24 protein-coding genes are annotated in these 26,143 nt (G+C 64.3%); 10 read left to right on the plus strand and 14 right to left on the minus strand.

All coding sequences use genetic code 11. The annotated features are described in order from the left end of the window. Positions 1-16 precede the first annotated feature (16 nt). Both AC20117_RS02025 and AC20117_RS02030 read left to right on the plus strand, forming a co-directional pair. Entirely contained in the window at positions 17-475 is a 459-nt protein-coding gene (locus tag AC20117_RS02025; protein WP_074701205.1) for a Fur family transcriptional regulator, read from the plus strand. Between the two features lie 5 nt (positions 476-480). Beyond that, entirely contained in the window at positions 481-1,980 is a 1,500-nt protein-coding gene (locus AC20117_RS02030) for a catalase (RefSeq protein WP_074701204.1), read from the plus strand. A gap of 50 nt (positions 1,981-2,030) precedes the next feature. Here the strand turns inward: AC20117_RS02030 and AC20117_RS02035 are convergent, their stop codons facing one another. Beyond that, positions 2,031-2,363 carry an ankyrin repeat domain-containing protein gene (locus tag AC20117_RS02035; protein WP_074703290.1) on the minus strand — a complete coding sequence of 111 codons (333 nt, stop codon included), beginning with the start codon at positions 2,361-2,363 and terminating at the stop codon, positions 2,031-2,033. A gap of 53 nt (positions 2,364-2,416) precedes the next feature. Then, entirely contained in the window at positions 2,417-3,010 is a 594-nt protein-coding gene (locus AC20117_RS02040) for a TetR/AcrR family transcriptional regulator (RefSeq protein ID WP_074701203.1), read from the minus strand. A 212-nt stretch (positions 3,011-3,222) separates the two neighbouring features. Between AC20117_RS02040 and AC20117_RS02045 the strand changes: the two genes are divergently transcribed. Further along, positions 3,223-3,453, plus strand: a complete 231-nt coding sequence (locus tag AC20117_RS02045) for a hypothetical protein (protein WP_139186796.1) — start codon at positions 3,223-3,225, stop codon at positions 3,451-3,453. A gap of 58 nt (positions 3,454-3,511) precedes the next feature. On the opposite strand, the gene AC20117_RS02050 is transcribed toward AC20117_RS02045, so the two are convergent. The 11 genes from AC20117_RS02050 to AC20117_RS02100 all read right to left on the minus strand — a co-directional run bounded on the left by AC20117_RS02050 (position 3,512) and on the right by AC20117_RS02100 (position 15,621). Beyond that, positions 3,512-4,939: an FAD-dependent oxidoreductase gene (locus AC20117_RS02050; protein WP_074701201.1), complete on the minus strand. Its 1,428-nt coding sequence runs from the start codon at positions 4,937-4,939 to the stop codon at positions 3,512-3,514. A gap of 240 nt (positions 4,940-5,179) precedes the next feature. After that, positions 5,180-7,219 carry a hypothetical protein gene (locus AC20117_RS02055; RefSeq protein WP_074701200.1) on the minus strand — a complete coding sequence of 680 codons (2,040 nt, stop codon included), beginning with the start codon at positions 7,217-7,219 and terminating at the stop codon, positions 5,180-5,182. A 376-nt stretch (positions 7,220-7,595) separates the two neighbouring features. After that, a complete protein-coding gene (locus tag AC20117_RS02060; protein WP_139186795.1) occupies positions 7,596-7,982 on the minus strand; it encodes a hypothetical protein in 387 nt (128 codons plus the stop codon). 567 nt (positions 7,983-8,549) lie between these two features. Further along, a complete protein-coding gene (locus AC20117_RS02065) occupies positions 8,550-9,689 on the minus strand; it encodes an SseB family protein (RefSeq protein WP_074701198.1) in 1,140 nt (379 codons plus the stop codon). Positions 9,690-9,734: 45 nt separating this feature from the next. Further along, a complete protein-coding gene (locus AC20117_RS02070) occupies positions 9,735-10,259 on the minus strand; it encodes a hypothetical protein (RefSeq protein ID WP_074701197.1) in 525 nt (174 codons plus the stop codon). 201 nt (positions 10,260-10,460) lie between these two features. Beyond that, positions 10,461-11,012, minus strand: a complete 552-nt coding sequence (locus AC20117_RS02075) for an Imm61 family immunity protein (protein ID WP_074701196.1) — start codon at positions 11,010-11,012, stop codon at positions 10,461-10,463. Further along, the gene (locus AC20117_RS02080) at positions 11,009-11,461 is read right to left on the minus strand and encodes a hypothetical protein (RefSeq protein WP_083339780.1); all 453 of its coding nucleotides are present in this window, start codon (positions 11,459-11,461) and stop codon (positions 11,009-11,011) included. The genes AC20117_RS02075 and AC20117_RS02080 overlap by 4 nt, the downstream gene beginning before the upstream one ends. 17 nt (positions 11,462-11,478) lie before the next feature. Further along, the gene (locus tag AC20117_RS02085; RefSeq protein ID WP_074701195.1) at positions 11,479-14,379 is read right to left on the minus strand and encodes a glycohydrolase toxin TNT-related protein; all 2,901 of its coding nucleotides are present in this window, start codon (positions 14,377-14,379) and stop codon (positions 11,479-11,481) included. A 62-nt stretch (positions 14,380-14,441) separates the two neighbouring features. After that, complete coding sequence (locus tag AC20117_RS02090; RefSeq protein WP_074701194.1) at positions 14,442-14,822, minus strand: DUF6507 family protein; 381 nt, start codon at positions 14,820-14,822, stop codon at positions 14,442-14,444. Between the two features lie 74 nt (positions 14,823-14,896). Next, positions 14,897-15,202, minus strand: coding sequence for a pore-forming ESAT-6 family protein (locus AC20117_RS02095; protein ID WP_074701193.1), 306 nt, complete (start codon positions 15,200-15,202; stop codon positions 14,897-14,899). Between the two features lie 80 nt (positions 15,203-15,282). Beyond that, the gene (locus AC20117_RS02100; protein ID WP_335644923.1) at positions 15,283-15,621 is read right to left on the minus strand and encodes a hypothetical protein; all 339 of its coding nucleotides are present in this window, start codon (positions 15,619-15,621) and stop codon (positions 15,283-15,285) included. Between the two features lie 293 nt (positions 15,622-15,914). Between AC20117_RS02100 and AC20117_RS23590 the strand changes: the two genes are divergently transcribed. The 7 genes from AC20117_RS23590 (at position 15,915) to rarD (ending at position 25,147) form a co-directional block, all read left to right on the plus strand. Beyond that, entirely contained in the window at positions 15,915-16,223 is a 309-nt protein-coding gene (locus AC20117_RS23590) for a hypothetical protein (RefSeq protein WP_074701192.1), read from the plus strand. Between the two features lie 3 nt (positions 16,224-16,226). After that, the gene (gene eccD / locus AC20117_RS02110; protein WP_074701191.1) at positions 16,227-17,555 is read left to right on the plus strand and encodes a type VII secretion integral membrane protein EccD; all 1,329 of its coding nucleotides are present in this window, start codon (positions 16,227-16,229) and stop codon (positions 17,553-17,555) included. Between the two features lie 73 nt (positions 17,556-17,628). Next, entirely contained in the window at positions 17,629-18,621 is a 993-nt protein-coding gene (locus AC20117_RS02115) for a MinD/ParA family ATP-binding protein (RefSeq protein WP_083339779.1), read from the plus strand. A 1-nt stretch (position 18,622) separates the two neighbouring features. Beyond that, positions 18,623-22,648, plus strand: a complete 4,026-nt coding sequence (gene eccCa / locus AC20117_RS02120; protein WP_074701190.1) for a type VII secretion protein EccCa — start codon at positions 18,623-18,625, stop codon at positions 22,646-22,648. Next, entirely contained in the window at positions 22,638-23,057 is a 420-nt protein-coding gene (locus tag AC20117_RS02125; RefSeq protein WP_074701189.1) for a hypothetical protein, read from the plus strand. The genes eccCa and AC20117_RS02125 overlap by 11 nt, the downstream gene beginning before the upstream one ends. Next, entirely contained in the window at positions 23,054-24,052 is a 999-nt protein-coding gene (locus AC20117_RS02130) for a DUF6177 family protein (protein WP_074701188.1), read from the plus strand. Before AC20117_RS02125 ends, AC20117_RS02130 begins: the two co-directional genes overlap by 4 nt. A 60-nt stretch (positions 24,053-24,112) precedes the next feature. Next, on the plus strand, positions 24,113-25,147 hold the full coding sequence (gene rarD, locus AC20117_RS02135) for an EamA family transporter RarD (RefSeq protein ID WP_074701187.1): 1,035 nt from the start codon (positions 24,113-24,115) through the stop codon (positions 25,145-25,147). A gap of 5 nt (positions 25,148-25,152) precedes the next feature. Here the strand turns inward: rarD and AC20117_RS02140 are convergent, their stop codons facing one another. Next, positions 25,153-26,031 carry a universal stress protein gene (locus AC20117_RS02140; RefSeq protein WP_074701186.1) on the minus strand — a complete coding sequence of 293 codons (879 nt, stop codon included), beginning with the start codon at positions 26,029-26,031 and terminating at the stop codon, positions 25,153-25,155. Positions 26,032-26,143: the final 112 nt, after the last annotated feature.

Here is a 26,143-nt window from a genome sequence, read left to right on the forward strand (position 1 = left end):
TGAAAGTATCGGTGCCATGGTCGATATGAGGGAGCCGGAGGACTTGCTGCGTGAAGCCATGCTTCGCGTGACCCGTCCACGGACTGCAGTGCTGGAGGCCGTCCGTGCCCACCCGCACGCCGATGCCGACACCATCACCGGTGTGGTGAAGGCCGAACTCGGCACTGTCTCGAAGCAAGCCGTCTATGACGTGCTCGCAGCGCTGACCGATGCCAGGCTGGTGCGCCGGATCGTGCCGTCAGGTTCACCGGCCCGCTTCGAGGCCCGGGTTGGCGACAACCACCACCACCTGGTGTGCCGGTCCTGCGGAGGGATCGAAGACGTGGACTGCGCCGTTGGCGCCGCACCGTGTCTCTCGGCCTCCGATGACCACGGCTTCACGATTGATGAAGCCGAGGTCACGTACTGGGGCATCTGTCCGGCCTGCACTGCCAAAAAAGACCTTCACAATGGAAGATCCGACAAGGAGCAATAGAACACATGGCTGAAAACACCAAGCCGCTGACAACCGTTGCGGGCGCGCCCGTCGCGGATAACCAGGACAGCCTGACCGCCGGCCCGCGCGGTCCGATGCTGCTCCAGGACGTCTGGTTCCTGGAGAAGCTCGCCCACTTCGACCGCGAAGTGATCCCCGAGCGCCGTATGCACGCAAAGGGCTCGGGCGCCTTCGGTACGTTCACGGTGACCAACGACATCACCAAGTACAGCAGCGCCAAGATCTTCTCCGAGGTCGGCAAGAAGACCGAAATGTTCGCCCGTTTCTCCACCGTTGCCGGTGAGCGCGGTGCCGCCGACGCCGAGCGCGACATCCGCGGCTTCTCCCTGAAGTTCTACACCGAAGAGGGCAACTGGGACATCGTCGGCAACAACACCCCGGTCTTCTTCTTCCGCGACCCGCTGAAGTTCCCCGACCTCAACCACGCAGTGAAGCGTGACCCGCGCAGCAACCTGCGCAATGCCGAGAACAACTGGGACTTCTGGACCAACCTTCCTGAGGCTCTGCACCAGGTCACCATCGTCATGTCCGACCGCGGCATCCCGGCCTCATACCGCCACATGCACGGCTTCGGTTCGCACACCTTCAGCTTCATTAACGACGCCGGTGAGCGCTTCTGGGTTAAGTTCCACCACCGCACGCAGCAGGGCATCAAGAACCTCACCGATGCCGAAGCAGCCAAGCTGGTCGGTGACGACCGCGAGTCGCACCAGCGCGACCTGTTCGACTCGATCGAAAAGGGCGACTTCCCCAAGTGGAAGCTCATGGTCCAGATCATGCCCGAGGCTGACGCGGAGACCTACAAGTACCACCCGTTCGATCTCACCAAGGTCTGGTCCAAGAAGGACTACCCGCTGATCGAGGTTGGCGAGTGGGAACTGAACCGTAACCCTGACAACTACTTCGCTGACGTCGAGCAGGCCGCCTTCTCGCCGGCCAACGTCGTACCGGGCATCAGCTTCTCCCCGGACCGCATGCTGCAGGGCCGCTTGTTCTCCTACGGCGACGCACAGCGCTACCGCCTGGGTGTCAACCACCACCAGATCCCGGTCAACTACCCGCGCGGCGCCAAGGTGGTCAACTCCTACCACCGCGACGGCGCAATGCGCATCGACGGCAACCAAGGTGCCACCCCGGGCATCGAGCCGAACTCCTACGGCCGCTGGCAGGAGCAGCCGGCGTACCGCGATCCGGCACAGGCCGTGGGCGCGATCGCCGACCGGTTCAACTACCGCGAGGATGACGCCAACTACTTCGAGCAGCCCGGCATACTCTTCCGCGAGAAGATGACCGCCGAGCAGAAGCAGGTGCTCTTCGAGAACACCGCCCGCGCCATCGACGGTGCTTCCGAAGCCACCATCGAGCGGCACATCGCCAACTGCACGAAGGCCGATCCGGCTTACGGCGAAGGCGTCCGTAAGGCCATTGAGGCACTGCGGGCCGGCAAGCTTTCCGAGACGGACGTAAACTCCGACTCGGTCTAAGGGCCAAAGAAATGCCCGGGACCAGCCATGCGGCTGGTCCCGGGCATTTTCTATTTCTCCAGCAGGTGTTCCCGGCCGAACATCTTGGCTGCGTCGCGCGCGGTCGGGGTGCCGGCATCGAGATCGGCACCGGCGGCCAGAAGCTTGGTCACTACGGCGTCTTCGCCCTTGAACAGTGCCCCGGCGATCGGCGACTGGTCGCGGACATTCCGGATGTCGGGATTGGCTCCGCGTTCGAGTAACATCGCCACCGTCTCTTCCTGCCCGTGGTAGGCAGCCAGCATCAGCAGGGTGTTGCGGTCCGAATCGAGCACGTCCACCTGCAGACCATGGTCGAGAAACTCGGCAAGTTCGCTGGTGTTGCCTTCACGGGCCAGGTCCATGGCGAGTGCTACGACCCGGCCGGCTTGTTCATCATTGAGTGGAATATTGTTCGTCACTGCTCCAGCCTAGGGGAAGACTGAGCGTACGAGAGGTAACGATCGAGCAATCGGCGGAAGGCCGCCGTCGTTTGTTGCGTTTGGCCGGTGAGCACATGCTCGTACAGCAGGCCATGGACCCCTGCCGCAAAGAGGCGCCCTTCGACTTCTGCCGTCTCCGGGCCTAGCCCCTTGGCCCGCAGCCAGCCGGTAGCGACGTCCTGCCAGCCGCCATAGAGGTCGGCGGAGTGGTTGCCGAATGCCCCTCCCGGATCCTGCATCGCAGCTTCGAAACCGAGCCGCTGGAGCTGCCGCCCCCGAGCCGTCATCGACTGGCTCCAGAACCGGAGCATCTGCTCGCGGAACCCCTCGGGTGCCAGCTGGAGCATTTGGGCACGCGGCGGCGCCGCCAAACCGGCTTGGACCTGGGCCACGATTTCGGCAACCAACTGTTCTCTGGTACCGAAGTGATAGACGAGCATGTAACTGCTGATCCCCAGCCCTTCCGCCAAGGACCGGAAGGACAGACCAGCAAGGTTCTTGTCCTGCAAATAATCCAGAATGCCCGCCAGCAGTTGCGGCTTGCGCTGGAGATTCTGCGGTCTGGCCATGCCTCGTGCGCGCTCCTCGTCCTCTCATGGCATCCGGCTGGATGCTCTGCTGGACCCCAGCATAGTGCGGCACAATATGAAGTTTGATTTTCACAACTTTTTCTAGGTGTGCCGTCCTAAGGTAGAGAGCAATGGCTCGCATACTGGTATAGGGACGGCACGGGGGTCGGACCAGCCGGAAACGGTTAAGCCATCAACTGAGGATGGGTATCGTGGCTACAACACAGACTTGGCTGCAATGGAGCACCGCTAAGCTGACCGGCCGGCGCAGACCGGCCGAAAAAACGCGTTCGGGGCCGGGCGCCCAAGACAAAGGTCCGGAGCCGCTGATCAACAGCCTGCGGACGGTCTATCCGGAGGCGCGGATCAGCACTCCGAGCCGGAACAAGATCCGGCTCGAACTGCCCAGCGGCGACGTCCTGCGCTTCTACGTCAATCCGTAGCTAACGCAACTGGCCAACGTCCCGGTCGCACACTGCGTCGGCCTGACGTTCCTGGGGATCAGCCGCGGGAGACGCGCACCATCTCGTCGCGCGGCACAACCTTGACCCGTTCGCGCTGGACGGCGGGAGCACCGCCGTCGTCGTTCGCCGCTGCGAAATCGGCACCGAGCTTGCGCTCATACTCATCCAGCTTCAGCCAGCCCTGCCAAGTGGTGTATTCGACACCGCGTTCTTCGAGCAGCTTGATGATGGCGTCCTCGCCGGGGTTCTTCGCCGCAGGCAGATCCAGCCGGTCCTCGAGCAGGAAACCGATGGTTTCCAGCGCGTCGCCCTTGGTATGGCCGATGAGGCCGACCGGACCCCGCTTGATCCAGCCCGTGGTGTAGATGCCCGGAACCGGATTGCCTTCGGTGTCGATCACCCGGCCACCCTCATTCGGGATGACGCCGCGGCGTTCGTCGAAACCGACCTCGGGCAGCTCTGAACCGAAGTAGCCGATGGCGCGGTAGACGGCCTGGACCGGGTACTCGACGATCTCACCGGTGCCCCGGACATTGCCGGTGCCGTCCAGCTCGTTGCGCTCGAATTTCATCGCGGCAACCTTGCCAGCGCCGTCGCCGGTCCCTTCGACGATTTCAACCGGGGTGTGCAGGAAATGCAGGTGCAGCCGGCGCGACGCTCCGGTGTCCTGCTCCTCGACAAGCCAGTTGGTGAGCGTGTTGACCATTGTCTTGGTCTGGTTGTTGGAGCGGATCTGCTCGTCCGAACCTTCGTCGAAGTCAAAGTCCTCCGGGTAGAGGACAATGTCGACGTCGCGGGAATGGGAGAGTTCCCGCAGCTCCAGCGGGGTGAACTTCACCTGCGCCGGACCGCGGCGGCCGAAGACGTGGACGTCCGTCACCGGCGAGTTCTTCAGGCCCCGGTAGACGTTGTCCGGGATCTCGGTAGTCAGCAGGTCGTCGGCGTGCTTGGAGAGCACCCGGGCAACATCGAGGGCCACGTTGCCGTTACCGATGACGGCAATTTCCTTGGCCTCCAGCGGCCATTCACGGGGGACGTCCGGGTGGCCGTCGTACCAGGAGACGAAGTCCGCGGCTCCGAAGGAGCCTTCAAGGTCGACGCCGGGAATGTTCAGGTCCGCGTCCTTGATGGCGCCGGTGGAGAAAATGATTGCGTCGTAGAAGTCGCGGAAATCCTTCAGCGTCAGGTCACGCCCATAGTTGACGTTGCCTAGGAAACGGATGTCGCCACGATCCAGCACCTTGTGCAGTGCGTTCACGATGCCCTTGATGCGCGGGTGGTCCGGGGCAACACCGTAGCGGATCAGGCCGTAGGGCGCGGGGTACTGGTCGAAGAGGTCGATGCTGACTTCGAAGTCGCGTTCGGCCTTGGTCAGAATGTCGGCAGCGTAGACACCTGCAGGGCCGGCTCCGATGATGGCGACCCGCAATGGGCGCTGCTCCCGGTCCGCAACTGAGTTAGACACTGATCGTCCTTCTTTCGGGGAATCCTCCTGCGCAATAGCGCACAGTTTCCTATTCTAAATGCCGCAGTCGCCCACGTCCTAAAACGGTGGTGTCGGACACAGGGCGTCGACCTATGCGAGGCCGCATAGCGGCGGACCATGGCAGACATAATCGAGTACCCGGATCGTGGCAAGGGCGGGCCCTCCACTAGGTGAAGTTGATAGCATCACCATGCACCGGAAGAAAATCCGCCCGGGCGGTCACTTTTGATGATTCCTTAGTCGTGCCAACCACTTCCTGGGCTGCAATTCTCCGATCCTCATCAGGCGGTGGGCATATCTTCTCAAGGAGAAGTGCGCGTCCCCGCTAGCCGGCAAATAGCCAGCGTCTGCCATCATCCAATTCGGAATGTTCTCCATGGGACGCGGATACCGTTCCAGTTCCTCCCCATAGAGCCCGGGCTCAACCCCAAAGGCCCACTCTGGCGGTTCGTCATAGTTGTAGTCGATATCCACGCTTCCGTCTGCGCTGATGGAAATCCTCACACTGAGCCAGGTACCGATGTCCGGGCGATACATCGAATCCTTAAGTTCCTCAAGAAGATCAAGGACCTCCTCAGAAGTGCATGGCGATGTCGTTTCTCCTCCCGCCACGACATCGATAGACGAAGATCCGAATCCAGCCGCTTCAGCCCACCAAATTTCGATCCGGTCCCATCCCGGCTTCTGGGAGCTGACGACCAGTGAAACTATCTGGCTGACGATCCCTTGACCGGTAATGCCACTCGTCACTGATACCGAGGTTCCTGCCTCAACCTGCTTGCTCAGACTTTTTCCTTTGAGGGCATCCATCAGGTTACGGTGCCTCACCATCTGGAAAGCGGTCAGTTCGGCGACCGGTACCACGGCTTCGACGGTGCTCTGATCGATCTGGTGGTGCCAGTACCCCGATTGCTTCAGCTCTGCCATTAACTGTCCGCGGGCGAGCGCACTGCCGTCGCGCTCTCCGGCCCACCCGAGAGCGAATTCGTCGGCGCCGATACGCATGAGGCTGAAACCGTAGCCACGCCAGTGCGCGTTGATCTTAAATTCCTCATAGGCTTCCAGGTCCTCAAAGGGCACACCGCGGGTGAAGCTCCGGGCGGAACCGCATCCCGCCGCAGTCTCCTGCCACCCATCGCCGGGGGCCGACTCAGTCTCGCAGCGGAGCAGTATCAGCCTTTCCTTATCGCTATACGTCTGCGCCTCGTACCAACCGCCTTGCCAGAGCGCCCACTGGCCCGGATACGGCACTCCATAAGGCGAATCTATGGTCGTGCGGACTTTGTAAGGCGCATTGGCCGTCGTGCGGACTTTATCCGTCGACGTTGTCCGGGCCGCCGGACGAGCCGTCAACGGACGAAGTTGGACTTCGCTCAGATCAACGACATCATCGCGGGCTGCAGCAGCACGGTACACGCCGGCATCTGACTGCTTCAGACCCAGCGACTCCGCCGATGAAGCGTCCTGGCCGATATAGTGCAGCTTGAAAGTCTCCTGCCCATCCTGGCTACGCTCTTGAGCCGTGATGCGCCAACGTAGCCCGCGGTATGTGCAGGTCCAGACAGCCTCAAAGACATCGGTAACCTCGCCGATGTCAACTTTCTTCCGCCACAGCCCGCGCGCCGTTTCGACCCACGGCTCCCAGAACTCGTCCTGGTCGAGCTCGCCATCCTCCAGTTCCTCGTCATCGGGCTTCTCGAACGCGCACAATACAACGGCTTCGCCGCCGTCTACGATGTCGGCGAGATACGCGTTGAAATCCCACACTGCAACCGTTCCAAGCATGTCCTGCGGCAGTAACTTCCTCCGGGCCACCCGACCGTCCCATCCGACTGGCACCCAGCCAGTCGCCGTGTCCGGATGGACACCCAATAGGGTCTCGGCGCCCTGTCCGCTAATCCTCCATAGCTCCGCCCCGGCCGGCACCCGGACCGGGTCAAGGTAGTAAACCGGCACCGGCATGCCGCCGTCCCCGCTTTCGAATCCGGTCCAGGTATACGATGGACGGTCGCGCACCTCCGGTTCCACTGCATCCTGGAGCTCGCCTCCCGGCCCTCGAAACCGCAGAACGTCCACGTACTCCGGCTCGGAGGGGAACGGCGAGCCTGCAAACGCCAGCCTATGGACTGAATGGAGCTGCGCGGGCGTCAGGCCGTCAACCTGTGCGGCCGGAACCACGTACCCTGCCAACAAATCAGCCGAGTGGCCCAGGAACTGTTGCAGATCGTGGATATGCACGGCTTTCTGCAGGATCGTCATCAGTTCGATTTCCCTTCTACAGACCGGTGATACAACATCGATCGGATCGTACCCTTAGATTCGGCTTAGTCCCCCGGCTCGTAGACCCGATACCTTGACCCCTCCCAGTGGAGCGGCAGGCAAAATATCCAATGACCTCGCCAAGCGGCGGTGTCCCGTACCGCACGTAGAGCGCTCCCTCGGTTTCACCCGGCTCTACTACGTGAGCCGGAGGCTGATGCACTTCAAGAATTTCGGAAGTCTTGGTCAATTTGCCGGTAGCGCGCAAGGCGATCTGGGCATTCGGACAGGCAAGACTCGCCACGTCTAGCGCCAGGGCGCCAATCCCTTCCACCCCTGCATGTCCCTGACATCCACGCAGAAGTTTGCTGGTTCCTCACCGCCAGCCCCGTTTCTTGTACTCGACGAAATCGTCGCGGGTTTCCGTCTCCTGCAAATCTGTTAGGTCAGATACGGGCACCGTTACCTCAATATGGCCTGGTCCATTGAATGAGCACTTCAACCCGGCCTGCTCCAAGAGCGGCTTCAACTCGCGAAGTGCACGCTGCCAGTCCACGTCGGCATAGCCAACAGCCAGTCCGTCATCAGTAAACGCAATAATCGTCAGCCGGTAGCCCTTCCAAAACGCCACCGCAGCGATAGATTCCCATTTTTCTAATACCTTGTAGCTGAGAATCCGTGTGAATCTAAATTCTGCTGCTCCTACCGCTCCCCTCTTGGACCATTCTGGTCCGGGTGCGACCTTAGCGACCGTGGCCAGCATGATCGTGTGGTGTAGGCGGTTGGGAAACGAGCGGAAAGAGAGGCCCCCCATCCGGAGCTTGAAGGGATTCCACCAACTCATCCAACGGGACAGCTGCGTAATGGGTGAACGCCCTAGCCGCGTTCCGGAAACTGAACGCGGCCGAATAGCGCACTCCCCCGCGGCTGCCCTCGATCACCGTCGGATATGTCCCCTCCGGTGATACTGTCCGGCCGCTGAATCTTTGGTCCGCGTGGTCCTCCAGCGGCAGAGAAGGCAGGGCCTGCTGTTTCCTATAACGGTGCGAGGCAATGTACAGGACACAGCGGCTCACAGGGTCTGCCGAGATCAAATACTGGGGCCGGCGCTCGCCATTGGACTGGTAAAGACGGTCGTAGACACATAGTTCCTGCCGGAGCACTTGATGACCATTCGGTAGTCTTCTTCATCAAAGGCCGACCAAATACCCTGGCGCACAATCGTAGGCCCGCTTCCATACCAGCGGGCTGCTGTCGCCAGTACCGTTTCGTCCAAGGCAGCAAGATCCGCGTGCGCTGCCTCCGTGCCTTTTTGCATGACCGCAGACGCTTATAGGTCACTGTGCCGGATGACCACAGACGGGCCAGCCGGGTTGATCACCAGTTCACGGTCCGGGTTCCGGCGGATAGTATCCAGGACCCAGGCCGCATCGACCTCTGTGAAGCGGGCAGAAGAATCGAACGCTGCCACTTCGACACCGGACGAAAACACTGGGAGGACGGGCTGCCCCTCGGGACCGGCCAGCACCAGCGGGCCGCCGCCCTGGCCGGTTTGGTCCTTGTTGTCTGCAAGCAGGACCCGTGCACCCTGGGCAGACAGCTCCGCCACTGCGGGTGCTGCAGACTGCGTTCCAGCCGCAGCCTTCAGACGTGGATTGACCATGCTGGCCACAGCGAAATTAATCTCCGGCCGGCCAAGAGCGCAGGACGGTCCCGCAGGATCAAGATAGAGGTAATGCACCTCCGGGCTGCTGTCGACGAACCTTAACAGTTCTTCCCCCCGCTGCACCCAGGAGGCAGGCGGGCCCGGCCGCCCGGTATTGGCCCTGAATGCGGCCAGCGTCTCCTGCGAGGTGAAGGCCATCACCGCTGGGACTCCATTGGCCTCGACAATCGAGATGCTCGGCCTGTCGTTCCCGGCATCGGTAATGTCAAGGAGCAGTTCCGAGCCGATGATCTGGCGCAGGACATTGATAGCCGCCTGCTGGCTTGGATTGCGGCTGAACTCCTCGATCGCTTCCCGTACGAGGCGGTTGTCGACGCCGGCATCCGGAGCTGGGTGTTCCCCGTTGCCCCGGGGGACGTCCCCGGGTTCCCCGAGCCCGAAATCCGGCGCAGGCTGATCATAGTTGAAGTAGGTGTCCAGGTTGTAGCGCGCGTCCGGCCAACCGTGAGCCGAGACGTTGATAGCGGCGTTCTTCCACGACCTGCCATCAGTGCCTCCCGTCAACTGGTGCAGTTCAGCCGCGTCATTGAACGCAGTCGTACCCGGCTGCAGTTGGCCGGCATTGGTGCCAGACGCCCCCTGCCGTTCCTGAGTGATCCGCATCAGGATCGCGCCAGCGGACGGCTTGAGCTCGAGCACCATCCGGTCCCAGCCCGGTTCTGTGTTGACGGCCGAGAGCATCCAAGCGGCCAAGCTCTCAACCAGCTCCTGCTGGCGGACCATGATGGGCGTTCGTTCAGTCATGTGTCTGTCGTCCTCGGGAAATGTTTGTCGGAACGGATCGACGCCTCATAGGCTCGGCTCCTCGTACGGGATGCGTTCTTCGCCGAACACAACCTGATCATCGGCGGGGTCAAGGTACGGAACGGCTTCACCATGAGCGTTCAGTGAATCGACCATCCAGGACGGAATATTCTCCCGATACCGGGGAAAAATCACGAGCTCGTCCTGGATCGATTCCACCGAAAGAGGCATCCCGATCCCTTCCGAGATACGGTCCATGCGGTCCTGTGGGAAACGTTCAAACGATGCTTCCGCATCCCGACGCAGTCTCAGCCTGGCTTCGAACCAGGATCCTGTCCCCTTGCTGTAGCTCGCTACCTTGTCGTCATCGAGCAACTGCGGGTCAAACTCAACTTTGTCCGTGAAGTCCGTATTCTTCCAGCGGCAGTCCTCCCCGAGGGCTGATTCGGTCAGGCTCAAAGCGGTACCGAACATGTTGATCTCAAGGCGGATCTCTGCGGCTTGGGGATACTTTGCTCTGGCAAGGGTATTAAGCCCGCCCAATTCGGCGCTGCCGATCAGCTGTGCCAATGAATATCGGCCTCTCTTATTCCGGAAGAAAGCGGTAGACCGGCTTCGCGTCCCACGTTACCGCCGGCTTTACGGTCCCTTGCGGGCATCTTCAGCCGATCCCGGATCCGTAGTTCCGTCTCATACCAGGTGCGCGCGTTTTTGAATGACCGGCGTCGGTCGTAAGCCGTGCCACGAGTCGCCCAGCCTTTCTGGTCGTTGTCAGGGGCGGGCGTATTCCAGGCTTGAGGCAGGAACTTTTCGGACGTCGGCAAATAGCGGCGAGCCGTCGGCAGACTCCATGGATTCGCGGATCTGGGCAAGCGGTGCGGCGCCATAGTAGGTGAACTCCACTGCATGGCCGTCCTGGGCAAGGGTGGCTGAGTGCTCCGACCCTTCGCTGGTCCAGGCGACTTCCCCCCGAACCCCTTCCGGAGTAGGAGTGATGGAAAAACCCGGTCGAACCAGTTGCAGGCTGTACGGCACCAGTATCCGGTCCATACCTTGGCGCTGACGCCATTTGGTTCCGGCGGAGTACAGCAGGAACTTCAGGACGTTTGTGGCAGAATCACAAATCAGGTCCGGACCGTTTCCGCTGCGGTTGTTCTGAAAAATGTTGAAAAACACTTTGAGCCGGGGCCCGCCCGTTTGGATCACGATGCCGTAGTTGTCCGCGTCGTAACACAGCCAGCGGCCATCCTTCCACAGCGGTTCCGGATCGCCGAACCACCGTGCAACCAGTTGGAGATAGGCGGGGTCGAAGTCAGTGCTCATTCGGCCGCACCTTCGCTGGTCAGCTTGTCCTTGAGCCACTGCGGGATGTGCTCGGGCCTTCTGGGATAGCGCTCCAAGTCCGCGGCGTATTCGTCATCGCCAATAGGAACATCCCACTCCGGTTCCTGATCGTAGTTGTAACTGGCCCGCATGTGTCCATCCGGTTCCAGTTCCACTGTCATGGAGAACCACGTCCCGTGGCCTTCCCTGAACATGGCGTCCCTCAGTTCCCGGAACCGCCGGTAAGAGGGCCGCGGCGGGAATTCGCGCTCTTCAACCCCGTTCCGGTCCACAAAGATCAGGCCGCCTTGAACATTGCCAACGCAGTTCATCTCAATCTTCAACGACGTCCAGCCTGGAGCCGGAGCACCCGCCAGCATACGCGCGATTTCGAGTTCAAGTTCGTTGCGGCGGCCGATCACGTCCGTTCCGGCGGTATCTGCGTTCACTGGTGGATCACTCCTGGTCATTTGCGGTTGATGAACAGCCGGGGCGCCTGCTTGACGCCGTCGATGGTGTACTCAACATAGAACTCTACCGGCGTCTTGCCGCCGTCGAACTCGCTGTAAATATCTACCTCGATCCGCCGGGCACGCTCCGCAGCATTGATCAGCGTACGCTCGAACCGCCAGAAGCTCTCCGACCCGCCGAGGCTCTGATTCAGCTGGCGCAGCATTGGCTGCAGGTTGATCCGTTCCGGAATACCGCCGGCATCCGTACCGTGGAGGTGTCCGCCATCGAAATGGTAGCGGCTGGGTATTTCGGACCGGTCGAGATCCGGGTAAATCTCGTCCATTCCGGTCCGACCTACAGCACTTTGAACACCCTCGCTGCGGATCCCGGTGTCCTTCCGATAGTCCACGATATGAGTTTCGGCAGTGTTTCCGTCGGCATCGGTCCGGTAGACCACGTTGTCATTCACCCTGTAGGTGGTGTCAGGCAAGGGGTTCTGCAGGTTCGGGTTCAGTTTGCCAGTCCCTCCGGCCGCTTCCACCACCTTGATGGCGCCGTTTTCGTCCGTGTAGAACCGGCCGTGCCCGGGAACTGAATATTTGGTGTTCCGTTCCAGCAATTGTCCGGCCGACGACCAGGGCGTGCGTGGTCCTGGCGCGTCGGCTGCATCGATATCGACGAAGTTGTACACCTTGGGCATGACCTCGTCAATAAGGTCCTGCGCCGGATTCCTCAGGGGTCCTGTCTCGGTCAGGACCCGCTGGTTCAACATGTCATTGACGCCGAGCACTCTCCCGGACCGGGAATCGACGAACTGGATCTGCGTGCCGCCTCCGGGACGGCCGAATGCCGGCGCGATCTCGGATACTTCAACCTTGATGTGATCCGGAAGCTCATTGAGCTCAAAGTGGTGCAGTTCTTTGCCCAAGGTGTTGACGGGCAGGCTGCGCATATGCCAAGGCGTGCCATCGACGGCCAAGTACGTGCCGCCGTTGTGGCCAATGCGGTCGAACGTGAGATCCTCACCGAAGTCTTGGCGTAGCCCATCGAGACTGTCGTAATGACGGATGCTGCCGTCAACCGCGCCAGCATTGTCCGGGTAGCTGTCCCATTCCAGATCGCCGGTCTTGGGATTGATTTCGCCGTAGCGGTTCGCGTATTCCTGTTCCGTCAGGGCCCGGCCGTTCTCGTCCACACCGAACTTGGGCTGGTTCTCATCCACAATGCCGGCCAGGCCGCCGTTAATCTCTTCCGGATAGCGAGCATTGCCTTCCAGGTTCCGGTCTTGCAGGCCCATATCATCCCGATGCTGGCCATAGTCCTTGTGTCCTGCCGGATCCTTGATGACATCGGGCTGCTCGACACCGTTGGCGGGGCGTGCGGGGTGCCGATAATTGTCGTCGATCCGTTGGCCCTCTGCTTCGAATGTCGGCCGTTGGCTTGCCGGGGCGGACGTTGACGAATCAGTGGCTGAGCTTGGACGGTTCGCAGCGTCCGGTGTGTTGGTGTCACGCGCCAGTGCCGGTTCCGGAGTTGAGGTCCCACGGGCGGGGGTGGTATCCGGGGCGGTTCCACGGTTGGGGCTGGAGGGGCCTTCGGCGTCGAAGCGGTTGATGAGATTATCGATGCGTGTGCTGACCGGGCCGGGTCCGTTGCCGGTAGGAACCCCGGCGTAGGCCGGACGCGGGCCGGAAAGGGAAGTGCCGACGTCGTTAATGAAGTTGTCCACGCGGACGGCCGCAGGGGCCACGCGGCCCAGGGTGACGCGGGCCGTGTCCGTGGCGAAGTTGACCGTGTTGATCTTCAGCGCACTGCCCAGGTCGATGACCCGCCCGGTGTAGCCGGCGATCTTCGTCAGTCCGGTGGCGTTCACGACGCTGGCCACCCGGCTGCCGGTGCTGCCGACCCGGGTCACGGCCGAGGCCACGGAACCGGTCTTGGCCACGGCCCCACCGCCGGCCGTGAGCAGGATTGAAGCCAGGTCGAAAGCAGACGCGCCGGCCGCATAGGCAGGATCGCGCTTCCAGTCATCCCAATGGACGGCGGCCTTGCCCACGGCCACCAGCCGCTCCGCCGACTGGTCCACAATATGTTTGTTTCCGGTGGCGCGCAGGGCGACCTGGGCCACCGGGCTGGTAACGATCGCGACGTCCAGCGCGAGCGTGCCGATGCCCTTCCACGTCGCGGAGAAGGTCTCCATGTCCGTGAAGTTCACCATGTTCCACAGGCCGGTCACCGTGCCGGTGATGCCGCTCCAGACACCCTTGCCGAAGGACACCACCCCGTCGAGGGCATCGCGGTACCACGGCTTGTCCCACTCGGTCGGCTCGCCCCAGGGAATGTTCCCCTCCGCCGCCGCGGCGTCGAGCTGGTCCGCGGTATACCCGTAGGCGACCTGGTTGGCTCCCGGCCCATCCTGCGTTGTCACCACATACGAAGGCCCACCGAAGAGACCGGAGATCGCCGTCGCGCACGTGCGCTCCGCTTCCATATGCTCGGCCAGCAATGCGTCGGCGGACTTGAGGATGTTGTTGTCGTCGTTGACCAGGTCCTGGTCCTCACGCCAGTCCCCGCCGCCGTCGTCGATCCGCGACTGCACCGAGAGCCAGTCGGCGTAGAGGGCGTTGTAGCGCCGCTTGGCATCCCTGGCCCACTCGGCGAAGGTGTCGATGGCGTCCGCGACGGCATTCGCGTCCTCGAGGACAACTTCAGCCTCGGAGGCCACCTTGTTGAAGGCGGTGTGGACCTGCCAGTCCCCCGGGCCCTTGTAAGCGGTGGACATGCCGGCCCACAACGTGTGCGATTCCTCGGCCGCCGACTGGATGCCTTCTGCCTTGGTCCGCAGCTTGCCGGCGTGCTGTTCCAGCAGATCGCCGTCCGGCAACGGAGGAAACTCAGAGGGATTCCAGCCCATGGTTCAATACCTCATGTGTGCGAGTGAGTGAATGAGTGAAGGTGCGGCGGCGCAGAGGTGGTTCAGACCGCTTGGGGAACCGGTCCGTTCCGGTGCGGAGCAGGTGCCGGCTCGGGGATGTAGGCGTTGTTGGCGGTGTCCTGGGCCGCGCGGACGTTCTGTTCCATCGTCTGGTCACCGGTGATGATGGCGTTGACCGCAGTGGACGTGGAATTAAGCGCCTGGGCGCTGCGGCCCTGGACTTGCGTCATGGCCGCCTGCAGCTTCTCTTCGGACAATCCGACCAGCGCCTCGCCGATGATCTGCGACTTCGAGGCTTCCATGATGGAACTTACTTCCGCGCCGAACTCCACAAACAGGTCAGCATACTTCTCGGTCTGTGTCTGCACTTTGCAGATGATGGATTGGATCGTCGCCGATTCAATGTCCCAGTCCGCTGCCATCTTTCCTCCATGCCTGCCGTGCCTGATCCGTACGAAAGACAGCGCCGGGGTTTCGACGCTGCCTATCTGGCTGGTTAGCCGATGTTCTGGACGGCGGCACGGGCGCGAGCCCCGGTGTTTGCCGCGGTCTGGTCATTCTGCTCGAGGGTGTTCCGGACCAGGCGGATGATTTCCTTGACCTCGCCAGCCGCGTTCTTCCAGCGGGATTCCACACCCTGGTATTCCTCGGAGACGCCGTCGGCCTGGTAATCGGACATGGCGGCGGCAACGGCTTTGTCGCGCTCGGCGATCAGGCTCTCGAGCCGGCCGACGATGGACTGGATTTCGCCCTGTACCTGGGCGGAAATGTCGGTGTCGTAAGTAAGACGGTCCTGGGACATAGCTGTTCCTTTCGGAGATCCGGCAGCTGCCGGGAGAAATGAAGTCTGTAAGGGATGCCCGCTGCTGCGGACCGGAGTGACTAGCGCGAAGAGCTGAAGTTGGCGGCGTCGAAGTTCGCGGCGCCCTGCTGCTGCGAGGCGTTGTCGGCGGACTCTTGGTCGCCGGTGTGGAACGCCAGGTCCATTTCGCTCTGGCCGGTCAGGATCGCGGCGAGCGCACCGTTGAGGTTGTTGGCGATTTCGTCCGCACGGGCCTTGAACTCGTCGAACTTCACGCGCGCCTGGCCGTTGAACTTGCCTTCGAGCGGCGCTACCGCGTCAACCAGGTTCCGGACCAACTGGCCCATATCCTCGTTTGAGCCTCCGGTCTGTGAGGTCAGCTGCGACAGGGTCTGTGAGCCCATATCAAATTTCATCATTACCACCTTCATGGCGCTTGGCTGCGCTCTCGTCTGTCCTGGTTGATCGTTTCGCAAGAATTACCAGCAGAAGCTATTGGAGACTGTAGGGGGTCTGCGGTAACCGGGTAGTTCAATAGAATCCCAAACGCCACATGCGCCGCAACCGTTCAGCATGGGTAGAACTCCCCACTCGGCCTGTAATCCGGCGATTTGGCGGTTTCGGGATGACATGATGGATGTGCGTTGCCCGGCCGCAGAGCCGATGAGCACCGCCAGCCACACGAAACCGACGCCAGAAGAGGAGCGCCTGCATGGCCAACGACTACGACAGTCAGCTCATCGAGTCTGTGGTGGTCCGGCGCAACCGGCTGACCTCGGCCCTGCTGTACGGCGAGAATCCGAACCAGCGCCGCTGGATGGACAGCCTGAGGTTGTTCCTGTTCAGCATTGCACTGGCCGCGTTGATTGCCGCTATCTGCGTGGGCTACTCCTTTGTCAGCAACCTGCTGGCCGAACAGCGGCAGAAGCAGCAGGAACGCTCGGCCTCGGCCTGGGTGCAGCTGCATGCAGATCCCAAGCACGGGGATCTGCCCCTTAAGAACCTACGTCCGGGAGCCTGACCGATGCCCCTCGCTTTTACCCGCGTCACGCTGATCGGCGAAAGCCGGCACCTGGATCTGTTGCTGCCGGCGGACCAGCCGGTGGGCACCCTCATGCCGCAGATCCTTGACCTGATGGCGGATTCCCCACGCGAGGAGGTCGCGGCCAAAGTGCTGGTCCAGGCCTCCGGAGAACCTTTGGCCGACCAGACGACACTGTCCGACGCCGGCGTCAGCGACGGCGGCAAGCTCACCTTATTCAATGCCTCCGATGCTCCTCCGCCCGCCGTCGTCTACGACGTCACGGATACGGTGGTCGAGGAAACCGAGTCGGTGGGCGGGCGCTGGGATGAGCGCTTCCGCCACCTGATGGCCGGCGCCTTCGCGGCCCTGGGCAGCTGGGGTGCCGTGGAAATACTGCTGGGCTCGTTCGCGGGCGGCAGCAGCTGGTGGATTCTGCTGGCGGTCGCGGTTGCCCTGCTGGCCGGCTCAACTCTGTTCGGGCTGCCGCAGCGCAGGAATGTGGGACTGACCCTGGCCGGCACCGGCTGGCTCTTCGGGCTCGGCTCCGTCCTGCATCTGGACCTCGGCATCGAGCTAAAGCTGCTGGTTCTCGCGCTGCTCTCTACCGTGGCCTTTGCCGCCGTCGGGGCAGTGCTGGGCCGGTCCAAGGCCATGTTCGGTGCGGCCGGAACGCTGGCCGCGTTGACCGCTATCTGGGCTGCCTGCGGCTTTTTCTCCGGCGATCCGATCCGGGCAGCCGCCATCGCCGGCACCATCAGCATTGTGCTGCTGGGCCTCACGCCGAAGATCGCCCTGTCCGTCTCCGGTCTGGCCACCCTGGATGACCAGCGTTCCCAGGGCGGTTCCATCCGGCGTGCCGATGCCCTGGACTCCATCCGCGCCGCCCACCGGACCCTGGCGCTGGGCACCGTTCTGACCGCGCTGTCCATCGCTACGGCACTGTGGATCCTCGGCACGGACCCGGCCGAGCAGGTGTGGACGCTGCCGCTGCTGGCCGCACTGGTCCTCGCTGCAAGCCTGCGCGCGCGGTCCTTTCCGCTGGCCGCCGAGCGGGTCTCCCTCTACATCGCCACGTCGGTGGGAGTCGCCGCGCTGGCCCTGTCCGCCCTGCGGCTGCTGGACGGCTCCGAATGGCTGGTGGGCCTGCTGCTGCTGGTGATGGCGCTGGCCATCGGCTCTGTCCTCACGCTGAACCTGCCGGCGCATACCGCCGCGCGCCTTCGCCTTGCCGGGAACAAGATCGAAACCATCGCCATCCTGGCCACTGTGCCGCTGATCCTCGGATTGTTCGGACTCTTCGCCCAGCTGCTGACGAGCTTCGGTTCATGAGTCCGGCACGCACCGCAACCGCACACCGGCCCGCAGCCCCAGCCCGACCCCGCTCCTTGGGAAGGAAGCCCCAGTGACGTACGATCCGTGGACTCCCCAGCCGGCGCCGCAGACCCGGCGCGAAGCTCAGGCCGCACAGGCCACCGGAGAAGGCAGCTTCGGCGGCTTCGAAACTTCCACCGACACCTTCCGCCGCCGCCTGCGCACCCGGCAGGGACTGCCCGCCGGAGCCCGCGTTCTGCGCCAGCTCACCAGCCTCTTCCGCGCCGACGACTACCCGCAGCGGCTTAGCGCGGCGGCCGCGGGAGCCCAGGAACCGGTTACCACCGGCCGCCGCATTGCCGTCATCAGTTCGCGCGGCGGTGCCGGCAAGACAACGACGACGGCGCTGCTCGCCTCAGTGTTTGCCGCCATGCGCCAGGACTCGGTGGCTGCCGTGGATAACGACCCGGGGCTCGGCTCCCTGACGCTGCGTCTTGGCCTCGAGCAGGCGCCGTCCGTCGACGAGCTGGCCGCCGCCGTCGTTAGCGGAACCCCTGCGAGCCACGCCGAGCTGGCCGGCCGGATGGGGTCAGCCGGCGCCAATCTTTACGCCACTGGCGTCCGCCTGTGGCAGCAGCGCGCGGAGTACTCGGCGCTTGGAAACGCCCTGACCGCCGTCAGCCGCTACTTCCCGATCACGCTGCTTGACTGTCCCACCGGCATCAGCCATCCGGACAGCGTGTGGGCCATCAAGTCCTCGCACGCCGTGGTGCAAGTGGTTCCGGCCACCGTGTCCGGGGTCAACGACGCGCTCAGCTACGCCCGCGCCTGGCGGCAGGATCCGGCCACCCATGTGCTGCCCTTGCTAACCGTGGTGACCAGCGCCGATGCCGACGCGCCGCTGGATCCGGTCAAGGAGGCCGTCCGGCTCAGCCGCGAGGGCCTGGACGTGCTGGCCCTGCCCTACGACCGGCATCTGGCCGCCGGCGTCGAAATCGACCTGGGTCTGCTGGCACCGCAGACCCGGCTGGATGCCACTTCGCTGGCGTCCACGATCCTGCACGCAGCCAACGGGAACCGGTGATATGAGCGTCAAGCTGATCCACCGCCCCGCCCGGACCACACCGCCGGCGCGCACCGTGGAACCCTACGCCCTGGATGCGCCACCGCCGGTCAACGAGGGCCGCAGCGGCATGAACATGATGTCGCTGGTCCCGCTGCTCGGCGCGGGCGCGTCCATGACGGTCATGATGCTCTTCCGCGGATCGTCCCTGGCCGCCGTCGGTGCGTTGATGATGATCGTGACCATCCTGGCCTCCATCGCCATGATGGTCAGCCAAAAAGGAAAGCAGGCCCGGCAGAGCCGCGACCAGCGCGAGTACTACCTGGAATATCTGGAGCGCGCGCGGACCGAACTGCGCACCGATGAGCAGCGGGCCATCAAGGTTGCCCGGGTCAGCAGCCCCCCGCCGTCGGCCTTGTTCGACATCATCCGCAATCCCAAACGGATCTGGGAACGCCGCCGGCGCAACGAGGACTTCCTGGACGTACGGATCGGCAGCGGCGAGCGGCGGAACCGGGAGATCCGAGTCAATGACTCCACTTCCGGCTTACAGCAGACGGACCAGTTCATGACCACCGAACTGCGGATCCTGCGCCAGCGCTTCGAGGCCTCGCCCGAGCTGCCGCTGACCATTCCGCTGGACTCGGCCGGCAACGTCAGCCTGGTCGGTTCACGCGAGTTCGCCCTGGCCGTCTGCCGGAACCTGCTGGTGGAGGCCGCCGCGTTCCATTCCCCCGAGGACCTGCACATCGCCCTGTCCGTGCCGGAGGACCGGTACGACGACTGGGCCTGGGCTACCTGGCTGCCGCATCTGGCGGACCAGTCGCGGACGCACCGCACCGGACCCGTCCGCCGGCTGGCACCCTCGCTGGATGCCCTCTCCGACCTCCTCAAGGACGACCTGCAGAACCGCTCCACCATCGCCGCCGAGGCGCGCAAGAACTATCTCAAGGGCGGCGTGGGCAATTCCATGCCGCGGCTGCTGATCATCGCCGACACCTACGGCGAGCCGCCGCAGGAACTGGCACTGCCGGACAAGCTGTCCTCCCCCGGCCAGCTGGGCGCCACGGTCATCTACCTCACCGATAACCGCCGGCATGAACCCGGCGAGGTGAGCATCCGGATCAGCGAAGCGGCGGCCGGCCCGAGCAGCTTCCTCAGCCAGAACTACCGCGAGGACCCGGTTGACCCGGTGACCGAGGAAGGGCTGCTGGACCAACTGCCGCTGGCCACCGCGGAGTCGCTGGCCCGCGAGCTGGCGCCGATGCGGCTGTCGCCGGATTCGCTCGAGCACAACAGCGCCGAAAGCTCCGTGGGCTATCTGGAGATGCTCGGCCTTTCCCCTCGGCTGGACGCCGCGGACATCCGCAGGCTGTGGCAGCCGCGCAGCGAGATCGATTTCCTGCGCGTCCCGCTCGGTCCGGATGACCGGGGCAAGCCGGCCATGCTGGACCTGAAGGAATCCGCGCAGTTCGGCATGGGCCCGCACGGCCTGTGCGTGGGCGCCACGGGTTCGGGCAAGTCGGAGATGCTGCGCAGCCTGGTGCTGGGCCTGCTGGCCACCCACTCCCCCGATGTGCTGGCCATGGTGCTGGTGGACTTCAAGGGCGGCGCCACCTTCGCACCGTTCGAGGGCGCCCCCCAGGTCACCGGCATCATCACCAACCTCTCCGATGACCTGACGCTGATCGAGCGCGTCTACGCCAGCCTGAACGGCGAAATCCTCCGCCGCCAGGAACTGCTCAAGGCCGCGGGCAACATCGCCAACATCACCGACTACCAGCTGCACCGCCAGGAACGCCTGGCCCGGGGCGAAGAGATGGACCCGCTGCCGCATCTGGTGGTCATCATCGACGAGTTCGGCGAGCTGCTGACCGCGCGTCCGGACTTCATCGAGCTGTTCCTGTCCATCGGCCGCATCGGCCGGTCCATCGGCGTGCACCTGCTGCTGAGCAGCCAGCGGATCGAGGGCGGCAAGCTGCGCGGCCTGGACACGTACCTGTCCTACCGGATCGGCCTGCGCACCCTCTCCGAGTCCGAGTCCCGCACGGTGCTGGACACCCCGGATGCCTTCCATCTGCCGCCGGTCCCCGGTTTCGGCTACCTGAAGGTAGACACCACTACCTACACGCGCTTCAAATCCGGTTATGTCTCCGGCCCGGTCGAGGTGGAGGAACCGGAAGAGGAACAGGACGAGTCCGAGGAACTTGTCCTGGCTGTCCCGCGCTACGCCGCCGTGCTGGAAGACGCTGCAGCCGGTGCGTCCGGCAGCAAGCCGGCAAAGTCGGGCCTGCGGACCAAAGCTTCGCAGCGCACCACGGGGCCCACCGTCATGTCCACACTGATGGAAACCCTGCGCACCTTCCCGCGCTCGGTTCAGCCGATCTGGTTGCCGCCGCTGCCGAAGGGCATCGCGCTGGATACCGCGGCCGGCTCCGCCGCCGCCACCAGCCAGGGCATCCGGCTGGCCAAGGGCGGCAACCTGCGCATCCCCATCGGGCTGCTGGATGATCCGGCCAAGCAGTGGCAGGGCCTGTGGGAACTGGATCTGAACAATGCCGGCGGCAACGCCATCATTGTCGGCGGGCCCCAGTCGGGCAAGAGCACCGCACTGCGCACCATCGTGTGCAGCCTGGCCTTGACGCACAGCCCCTCCGAGGTGGGTATCTACGCCGTTGATCTGCTGGGCAGCGGCCTGTTGCCCTTGGAGGGACTGCCGCACGTGGGCGGCGTGGCGGTGCGCACCAACCGCGAAGTGGTACGCCGCACCATCGAGGAGATCGCGGGCATGCTGGACACCCGCGAGCAGTTGTTCGAGCGGTACCAGATCGATTCGCTGCAGACGCTGCGCCGGATGTGTGCCCAGGGCATGATTCCGGAACTGGCCAGTGCGGACATCGTGCTGGTGCTGGACGGCTACGGCCAGCTGAGCGACGAGTTCGACGACGTCGAAAAGAAGGTGCACTCGATCATCTCCCGCGGCGGCGGCTACGGAATCCACATGATCGTGACTTCCACCCGCACCAACGAGGTCCGCATTGCGCAGCAGAGCTTCTTCGGCAACCGCATCGAGCTGCGCCTGGGCGATCCGGCGGAATCGAACTTCGGCCGCAAGCTTGCCGAGTCCATCAGCGCGGACCGGCCGGGCCGCGGCCTGATGGAGCAGAAGCTCATCGGCCACATCGCCCTGCCCCGGATCGATTCCGAGCCGGATCCGGACACCGCGGTCCAGGGCATGCGGGATTTGGTCGCCGCCGTCGCGGCCTCCACGGATGACCGCGCCATGCAGGTGCGTGTCCTCCCGCCGCTGGTCGGGGCGGATACGGCTGTGACCCCGGCCCGGCAGGGCCGGATCCCGCTGGGCCTTCGCGAGACGGATCTGGGCACCGAGCATCTGGACATGCACGTCAAGGACCGGCACCTCGTGGTACTCGGCGACGACGGCGCCGGCAAGACCAACGTGATGCGCTCGGTGATCCGGCGGCTGGCCGAACAGCACACACCGGAAAACCTGGTCTTCGCGGTCTTCGACCCCCGGCGCGGCCTGGCCGACGAGGTGCCCGAGGAGTACCTGGGCGGCTATGCCACCAGCCCCGCACTGGCCGAACAGCTGGCCGGGGCCGTGGCTTCGGAGCTGGACAAACGGGTCAACGGAAACAACGACGGCGGTGCCAACAACGGCGGGAATCCTCCGCGCGTTGTGCTCATCATCGACGACTACGACATTCTCACCGCGGGCGGCTCCTCCCCCTTGAGCCGGCTGACGCCCTACCTGCCGCTGGGACCCGAGATCGGCCTGCACGCGGTGCTCTCGCGCCGGGTACGCGGTGCCAGCCGCGGCATGTACGAGGCCTTCTTTATGTCGCTGCGCGATTCGGGCAGCACCGGCATCCTGATGTCGGGCGACCGCGGCGAGGGCGCGCTGCTCAACGGCATCCGTGCAAGGGCGCTGCCGCCCGGCCGGGCGCAGCTGGTGCAGTCCGGCAAGCCCGTGAACACCGTTCAGCTGTACTACAACGCAACGGAGGCCGATACCGATGAGCAGTGACTGGACCGTCATCAGCCTGCGGGAACCGGACCAGCGCACCGTGGTCGAGGCCCTGGTCGCCACCGTGCCGGAGCTCAATGTCAGGGAAACCGCGGAGAACTCCCTGCTGGAACTCTTCAACGACGACGGCGAGGTCGAGCTGGTGCTTGAGCTGCCGCGGCTGGTCCGTGTCCCGCAGGAGGTGCAGCGGCTGCTCGCCGGCGCGGAAGTCTCCGCCGTGCCCGGCGTCCGGGTGCCGGCCGTCTTCGCCCCCGGCACCGGAGATCCCGCCGCCGAACCGCTCTGGTGGCAGGACATCCACGTCCGCGACGGGATCCCCCACGCTGCGGCCAGGGCCGACGCCCTCTGCCACGCCCTTGCCCGCCGGTGCGAGGGCGCCGTCGTCGTTCCCGGGATGGTGCAGCCGTGAGCCACGCTTCCGCCTTCGACTTCAGCAGTGCCGCCACCGGGGTCCTTTTCCAGGACAAACCCGTCACCTACCTCTCGCCCTGGATCGCCAAGTCGCACGCGGCAGCCCAGGAAGACGGACGGCGCTTCGCCGTGCTGACACCGGGTACCGCCGCGATCAGCCTGCCCTTGAGCATGCTGCTCGCGGAACCGGGCTGCCAATGGCTGGCCACCAGCGCGGACGGCACGTTCTTTGACGGCTTCACCGGCCGGGTCCACGAATGGAACGGCGAGGTCTTCGAACCGCTGGACGAGCTCGCCGAGGACTTCCTGCTGACCCCGCGCACGCCCGGCGGACTGCTCCATGTCCGGGCGGAGACCATGCACCCGGCAAGCCTTGGCACCCGCATCGGGGAGTTCACCGGGCAGCTGTTCACCGAACTCACCGGCCACCCGCCCGTCGGCTGGGGCCGGGCCGAACCGGTCAGTGAGCCATGGGACACCGCGGCGATCACGGCCCACTGCTATGACCGGGCACCGGAAACCTCCGTGCTGGTTGCCGTGGGACAGCCGCGGGTGGGGACGGCGGCAGCGGCGATCGCCGTCGTCACGGTGGAACGATCCGCGGCCGGGGTACACGAAAGCGTGGAGCTTCTGGCGGAAAGCACAGATCCGCTGGACCCTGACCAGCTGGACGCCTTTGCCGCACGCATGCACCGCAGCCACGCCCGCACCGCCGTCCTGGGCCACGCCGTCGGCTTCAGCAATCTTGTCCGCCCGGCGCGTTTCACTGGCATGTCCGTTCCGGCCTGTGCGTTCTTCGGATCGGAGGCGCTGCGGGACTTCGGTGCCCGGCAGGCGCTGGCAGCCGCGGGGCCGCGCGCACGGCTGATCGGAGTTCCGCCGGTGCAGTCCCTGGCGGTGAATTACGCGCAGGAACCCGCCCCGGAGGAGAAGCACCCGCTGGAAGCCTGGGCGGAACTTGCGGGCAAACTTTCCGGCCAGCTGCCCGGCTGAGGCCCGGACTTAGGACCCCACCGGCCAGTGGGTTGGAATACCGGGCCTGCCGGTGATGTTATGAGCTCTGTGTCAACTAACGACGGCGATCCAGCCTCCCCTCCCCGCCAGCAGCTCACCGCCGTCGCCCCGGATGTGGATGCCACGGCGGAGGCGGATGTTGTAGCAGCCGGCACCGCGGGCAGGAAACCGCGCAGCGAACACAGCACGGGCCTGATCTTCGGGCTGGCTGCCTACGGGCTGTGGGGCATGCTGCCGCTCTACTTCGCCATCCTGGAACCGGCCGGTCCGCTGGAGATCGTGGCCAACCGGGTTATCTGGTCGCTGCTGTTCTGTGTGCTGCTGATGACGGCCATGCGCAGCTGGCGCCCGTTCAAGGCAGCGCTTGTGGACAAGCGCATCCTGGGCACGCTTTCACTGGCAGCGGCGCTCATCGCCGTCAACTGGCTGACCTATACCGTTGCCGTACTCAGCGAACGAACGGTGGAGGCCTCGCTGGGCTATTTCATCAACCCGCTGATTTCCGTCCTGCTTGGTGTCCTCATCCTGAAAGAACGGCTCCGGCGTGCCCAATGGGCTGCACTGGCCGTAGCGTTCATCGCCGTCCTGGTGCTGGCGTTCGGTTACGGCAACGTGCCCTGGCTGTCACTGGTCCTGGCGTTCAGTTTCGGCTTCTACGGCCTGGTCAAGAAGAATGTCGGGTCCAAGGTGGATGCCGTCTCGAGCCTGAGTGTGGAGACCTTGGTGCTGACTCCCCTGGCCGGAGCCGTGATGGCGGTGCTGATGGTCCAGGGCCAGGCAACGCTGCTCGACAACGGGCCCGGGCATTTCTGGCTGATGGCTGCCGGCGGACTCATCACCGCGCTGCCCTTGCTGTTCTTCGGCGCTGCGGCCCGGCGCCTGCCGCTGAGCATGGTGGGCATGCTGCAGTATCTGGCCCCGTTGCTCCAGTTCATCCTCGCGCTGGCCGTCTTCCACGAACCGATGCCGCTGGAACGGTGGATCGGGTTCGGCCTGATCTGGCTGTCCCTGATCATCCTGACCACCGACATGCTCGCCTCCTACCGCAAGCTGCCCCAACCGGCAGCCGCCTGAACCGGTCAGACGTGGCCGGGCGCATCCAGTCCGTGCACGCCCTCCTGCGGTACCACGACCATGGGCACGGGCAGTGCCCGGAGCACTTTCAGCGCCGTGCTGCCCAGGAACAGCCGGTTGCGCTGGGCAAGCCGGCTTGAGCCGATGATCACCAGTTCGCCGTCGTCCCAGTCCAGGCTGTCGATGGCCTCTTCAATGGTCCGTCCGTGGGCCACGGTCACGGTTGCAGTTCCGTCGAGCGCATTCGTGGCGGCTTCCGACAGAACGGAGTTGGCGTGCAGATGGGCCTGGTGGATCGCCTCACCGGAGTCCGAGCGTTCGTGCGTGTCCAAGGCGACGAGCGAGACCAGCCGCAGCGGCAGTCCGCGGCGGCCTGCCGCCCGCAGTGCCACATCCCGTGCCGTCTGGGCGCCCTGCCGCTCGCCGATGAAGGCCGTCAACCGGGTCAGCGGCCCCTTCCGCTGGTAGCCGCGCGGCGCAAGGGCCACGGGCACCGGCGAGGCATGCAGCAAGGCGTTGGCGACACTGCCTACCGAGAACCGCTTGAACAGCCCGTTGGAGGCGGCACCGATGACGATCAGCGCGGCCGATTGCGTAGTGGCTGTCTCGATCAGGCCTTCGGCGAAGGAGTCCGAGTCCACCACCCGGAATTCGGCGTCGATATCGGAAGGCACGAGTTTCAGCGCTTCGCGGCGCGCAGTCAGCACCTCCTGCTCGCCGGCGCTGACGCGCTTGCCCTGCGGATTGACGGCCACATAGGGCGCGTTCTCCGGCACCACGTAGACGATCTCCAGCCCGGTCCCCTGTGCCCGCGCTATGGCTACCGCCAGCGCGATGGCATCGGCGCCCCGGTCATCCGGCTGGTACCCCACGACATATCGCATCCGTTCCACCCTCCACCGCCACGGCGGTCACCGCATGAGCATTATGAGGCGACTCTACCGTGAGGCAGGACACATTTCACCAGCCGGTTTCCGGAAGCACCGAGGGGACAGG

The sequence above is a fragment of the Arthrobacter crystallopoietes genome (genome assembly GCF_002849715.1).
Classification (GTDB): domain Bacteria; phylum Actinomycetota; class Actinomycetes; order Actinomycetales; family Micrococcaceae; genus Crystallibacter; species Crystallibacter crystallopoietes.

Coding starts and splice junctions, on each gene's coding strand:
- AC20117_RS02030 (WP_074701204.1), top strand. CDS start 481: ATGGCTGAAAACACCAAGCCGCTGACAACCGTTGCGGGCGCGCCCGTC.
- eccD (WP_074701191.1), top strand. CDS start 16,227: ATGCCCCTCGCTTTTACCCGCGTCACGCTGATCGGCGAAAGCCGGCAC.
- AC20117_RS02085 (WP_074701195.1), bottom strand. CDS start 14,379: ATGGGCTGGAATCCCTCTGAGTTTCCTCCGTTGCCGGACGGCGATCTG.
- AC20117_RS02055 (WP_074701200.1), bottom strand. CDS start 7,219: ATGACGATCCTGCAGAAAGCCGTGCATATCCACGATCTGCAACAGTTC.
- AC20117_RS02100 (WP_335644923.1), bottom strand. CDS start 15,621: ATGATGAAATTTGATATGGGCTCACAGACCCTGTCGCAGCTGACCTCA.
- AC20117_RS02095 (WP_074701193.1), bottom strand. CDS start 15,202: ATGTCCCAGGACCGTCTTACTTACGACACCGACATTTCCGCCCAGGTA.
- rarD (WP_074701187.1), top strand. CDS start 24,113: ATGAGCTCTGTGTCAACTAACGACGGCGATCCAGCCTCCCCTCCCCGC.
- AC20117_RS02035 (WP_074703290.1), bottom strand. CDS start 2,363: ATGGACCTGGCCCGTGAAGGCAACACCAGCGAACTTGCCGAGTTTCTC.
- AC20117_RS02040 (WP_074701203.1), bottom strand. CDS start 3,010: ATGGCCAGACCGCAGAATCTCCAGCGCAAGCCGCAACTGCTGGCGGGC.
- AC20117_RS23590 (WP_074701192.1), top strand. CDS start 15,915: ATGGCCAACGACTACGACAGTCAGCTCATCGAGTCTGTGGTGGTCCGG.
- AC20117_RS02125 (WP_074701189.1), top strand. CDS start 22,638: ATGAGCAGTGACTGGACCGTCATCAGCCTGCGGGAACCGGACCAGCGC.
- AC20117_RS02090 (WP_074701194.1), bottom strand. CDS start 14,822: ATGGCAGCGGACTGGGACATTGAATCGGCGACGATCCAATCCATCATC.
- AC20117_RS02075 (WP_074701196.1), bottom strand. CDS start 11,012: ATGAGCACTGACTTCGACCCCGCCTATCTCCAACTGGTTGCACGGTGG.
- AC20117_RS02060 (WP_139186795.1), bottom strand. CDS start 7,982: ATGCTGGCCACGGTCGCTAAGGTCGCACCCGGACCAGAATGGTCCAAG.
- AC20117_RS02025 (WP_074701205.1), top strand. CDS start 17: ATGGTCGATATGAGGGAGCCGGAGGACTTGCTGCGTGAAGCCATGCTT.
- eccCa (WP_074701190.1), top strand. CDS start 18,623: ATGAGCGTCAAGCTGATCCACCGCCCCGCCCGGACCACACCGCCGGCG.
- AC20117_RS02065 (WP_074701198.1), bottom strand. CDS start 9,689: ATGACTGAACGAACGCCCATCATGGTCCGCCAGCAGGAGCTGGTTGAG.
- AC20117_RS02140 (WP_074701186.1), bottom strand. CDS start 26,031: ATGCGATATGTCGTGGGGTACCAGCCGGATGACCGGGGCGCCGATGCC.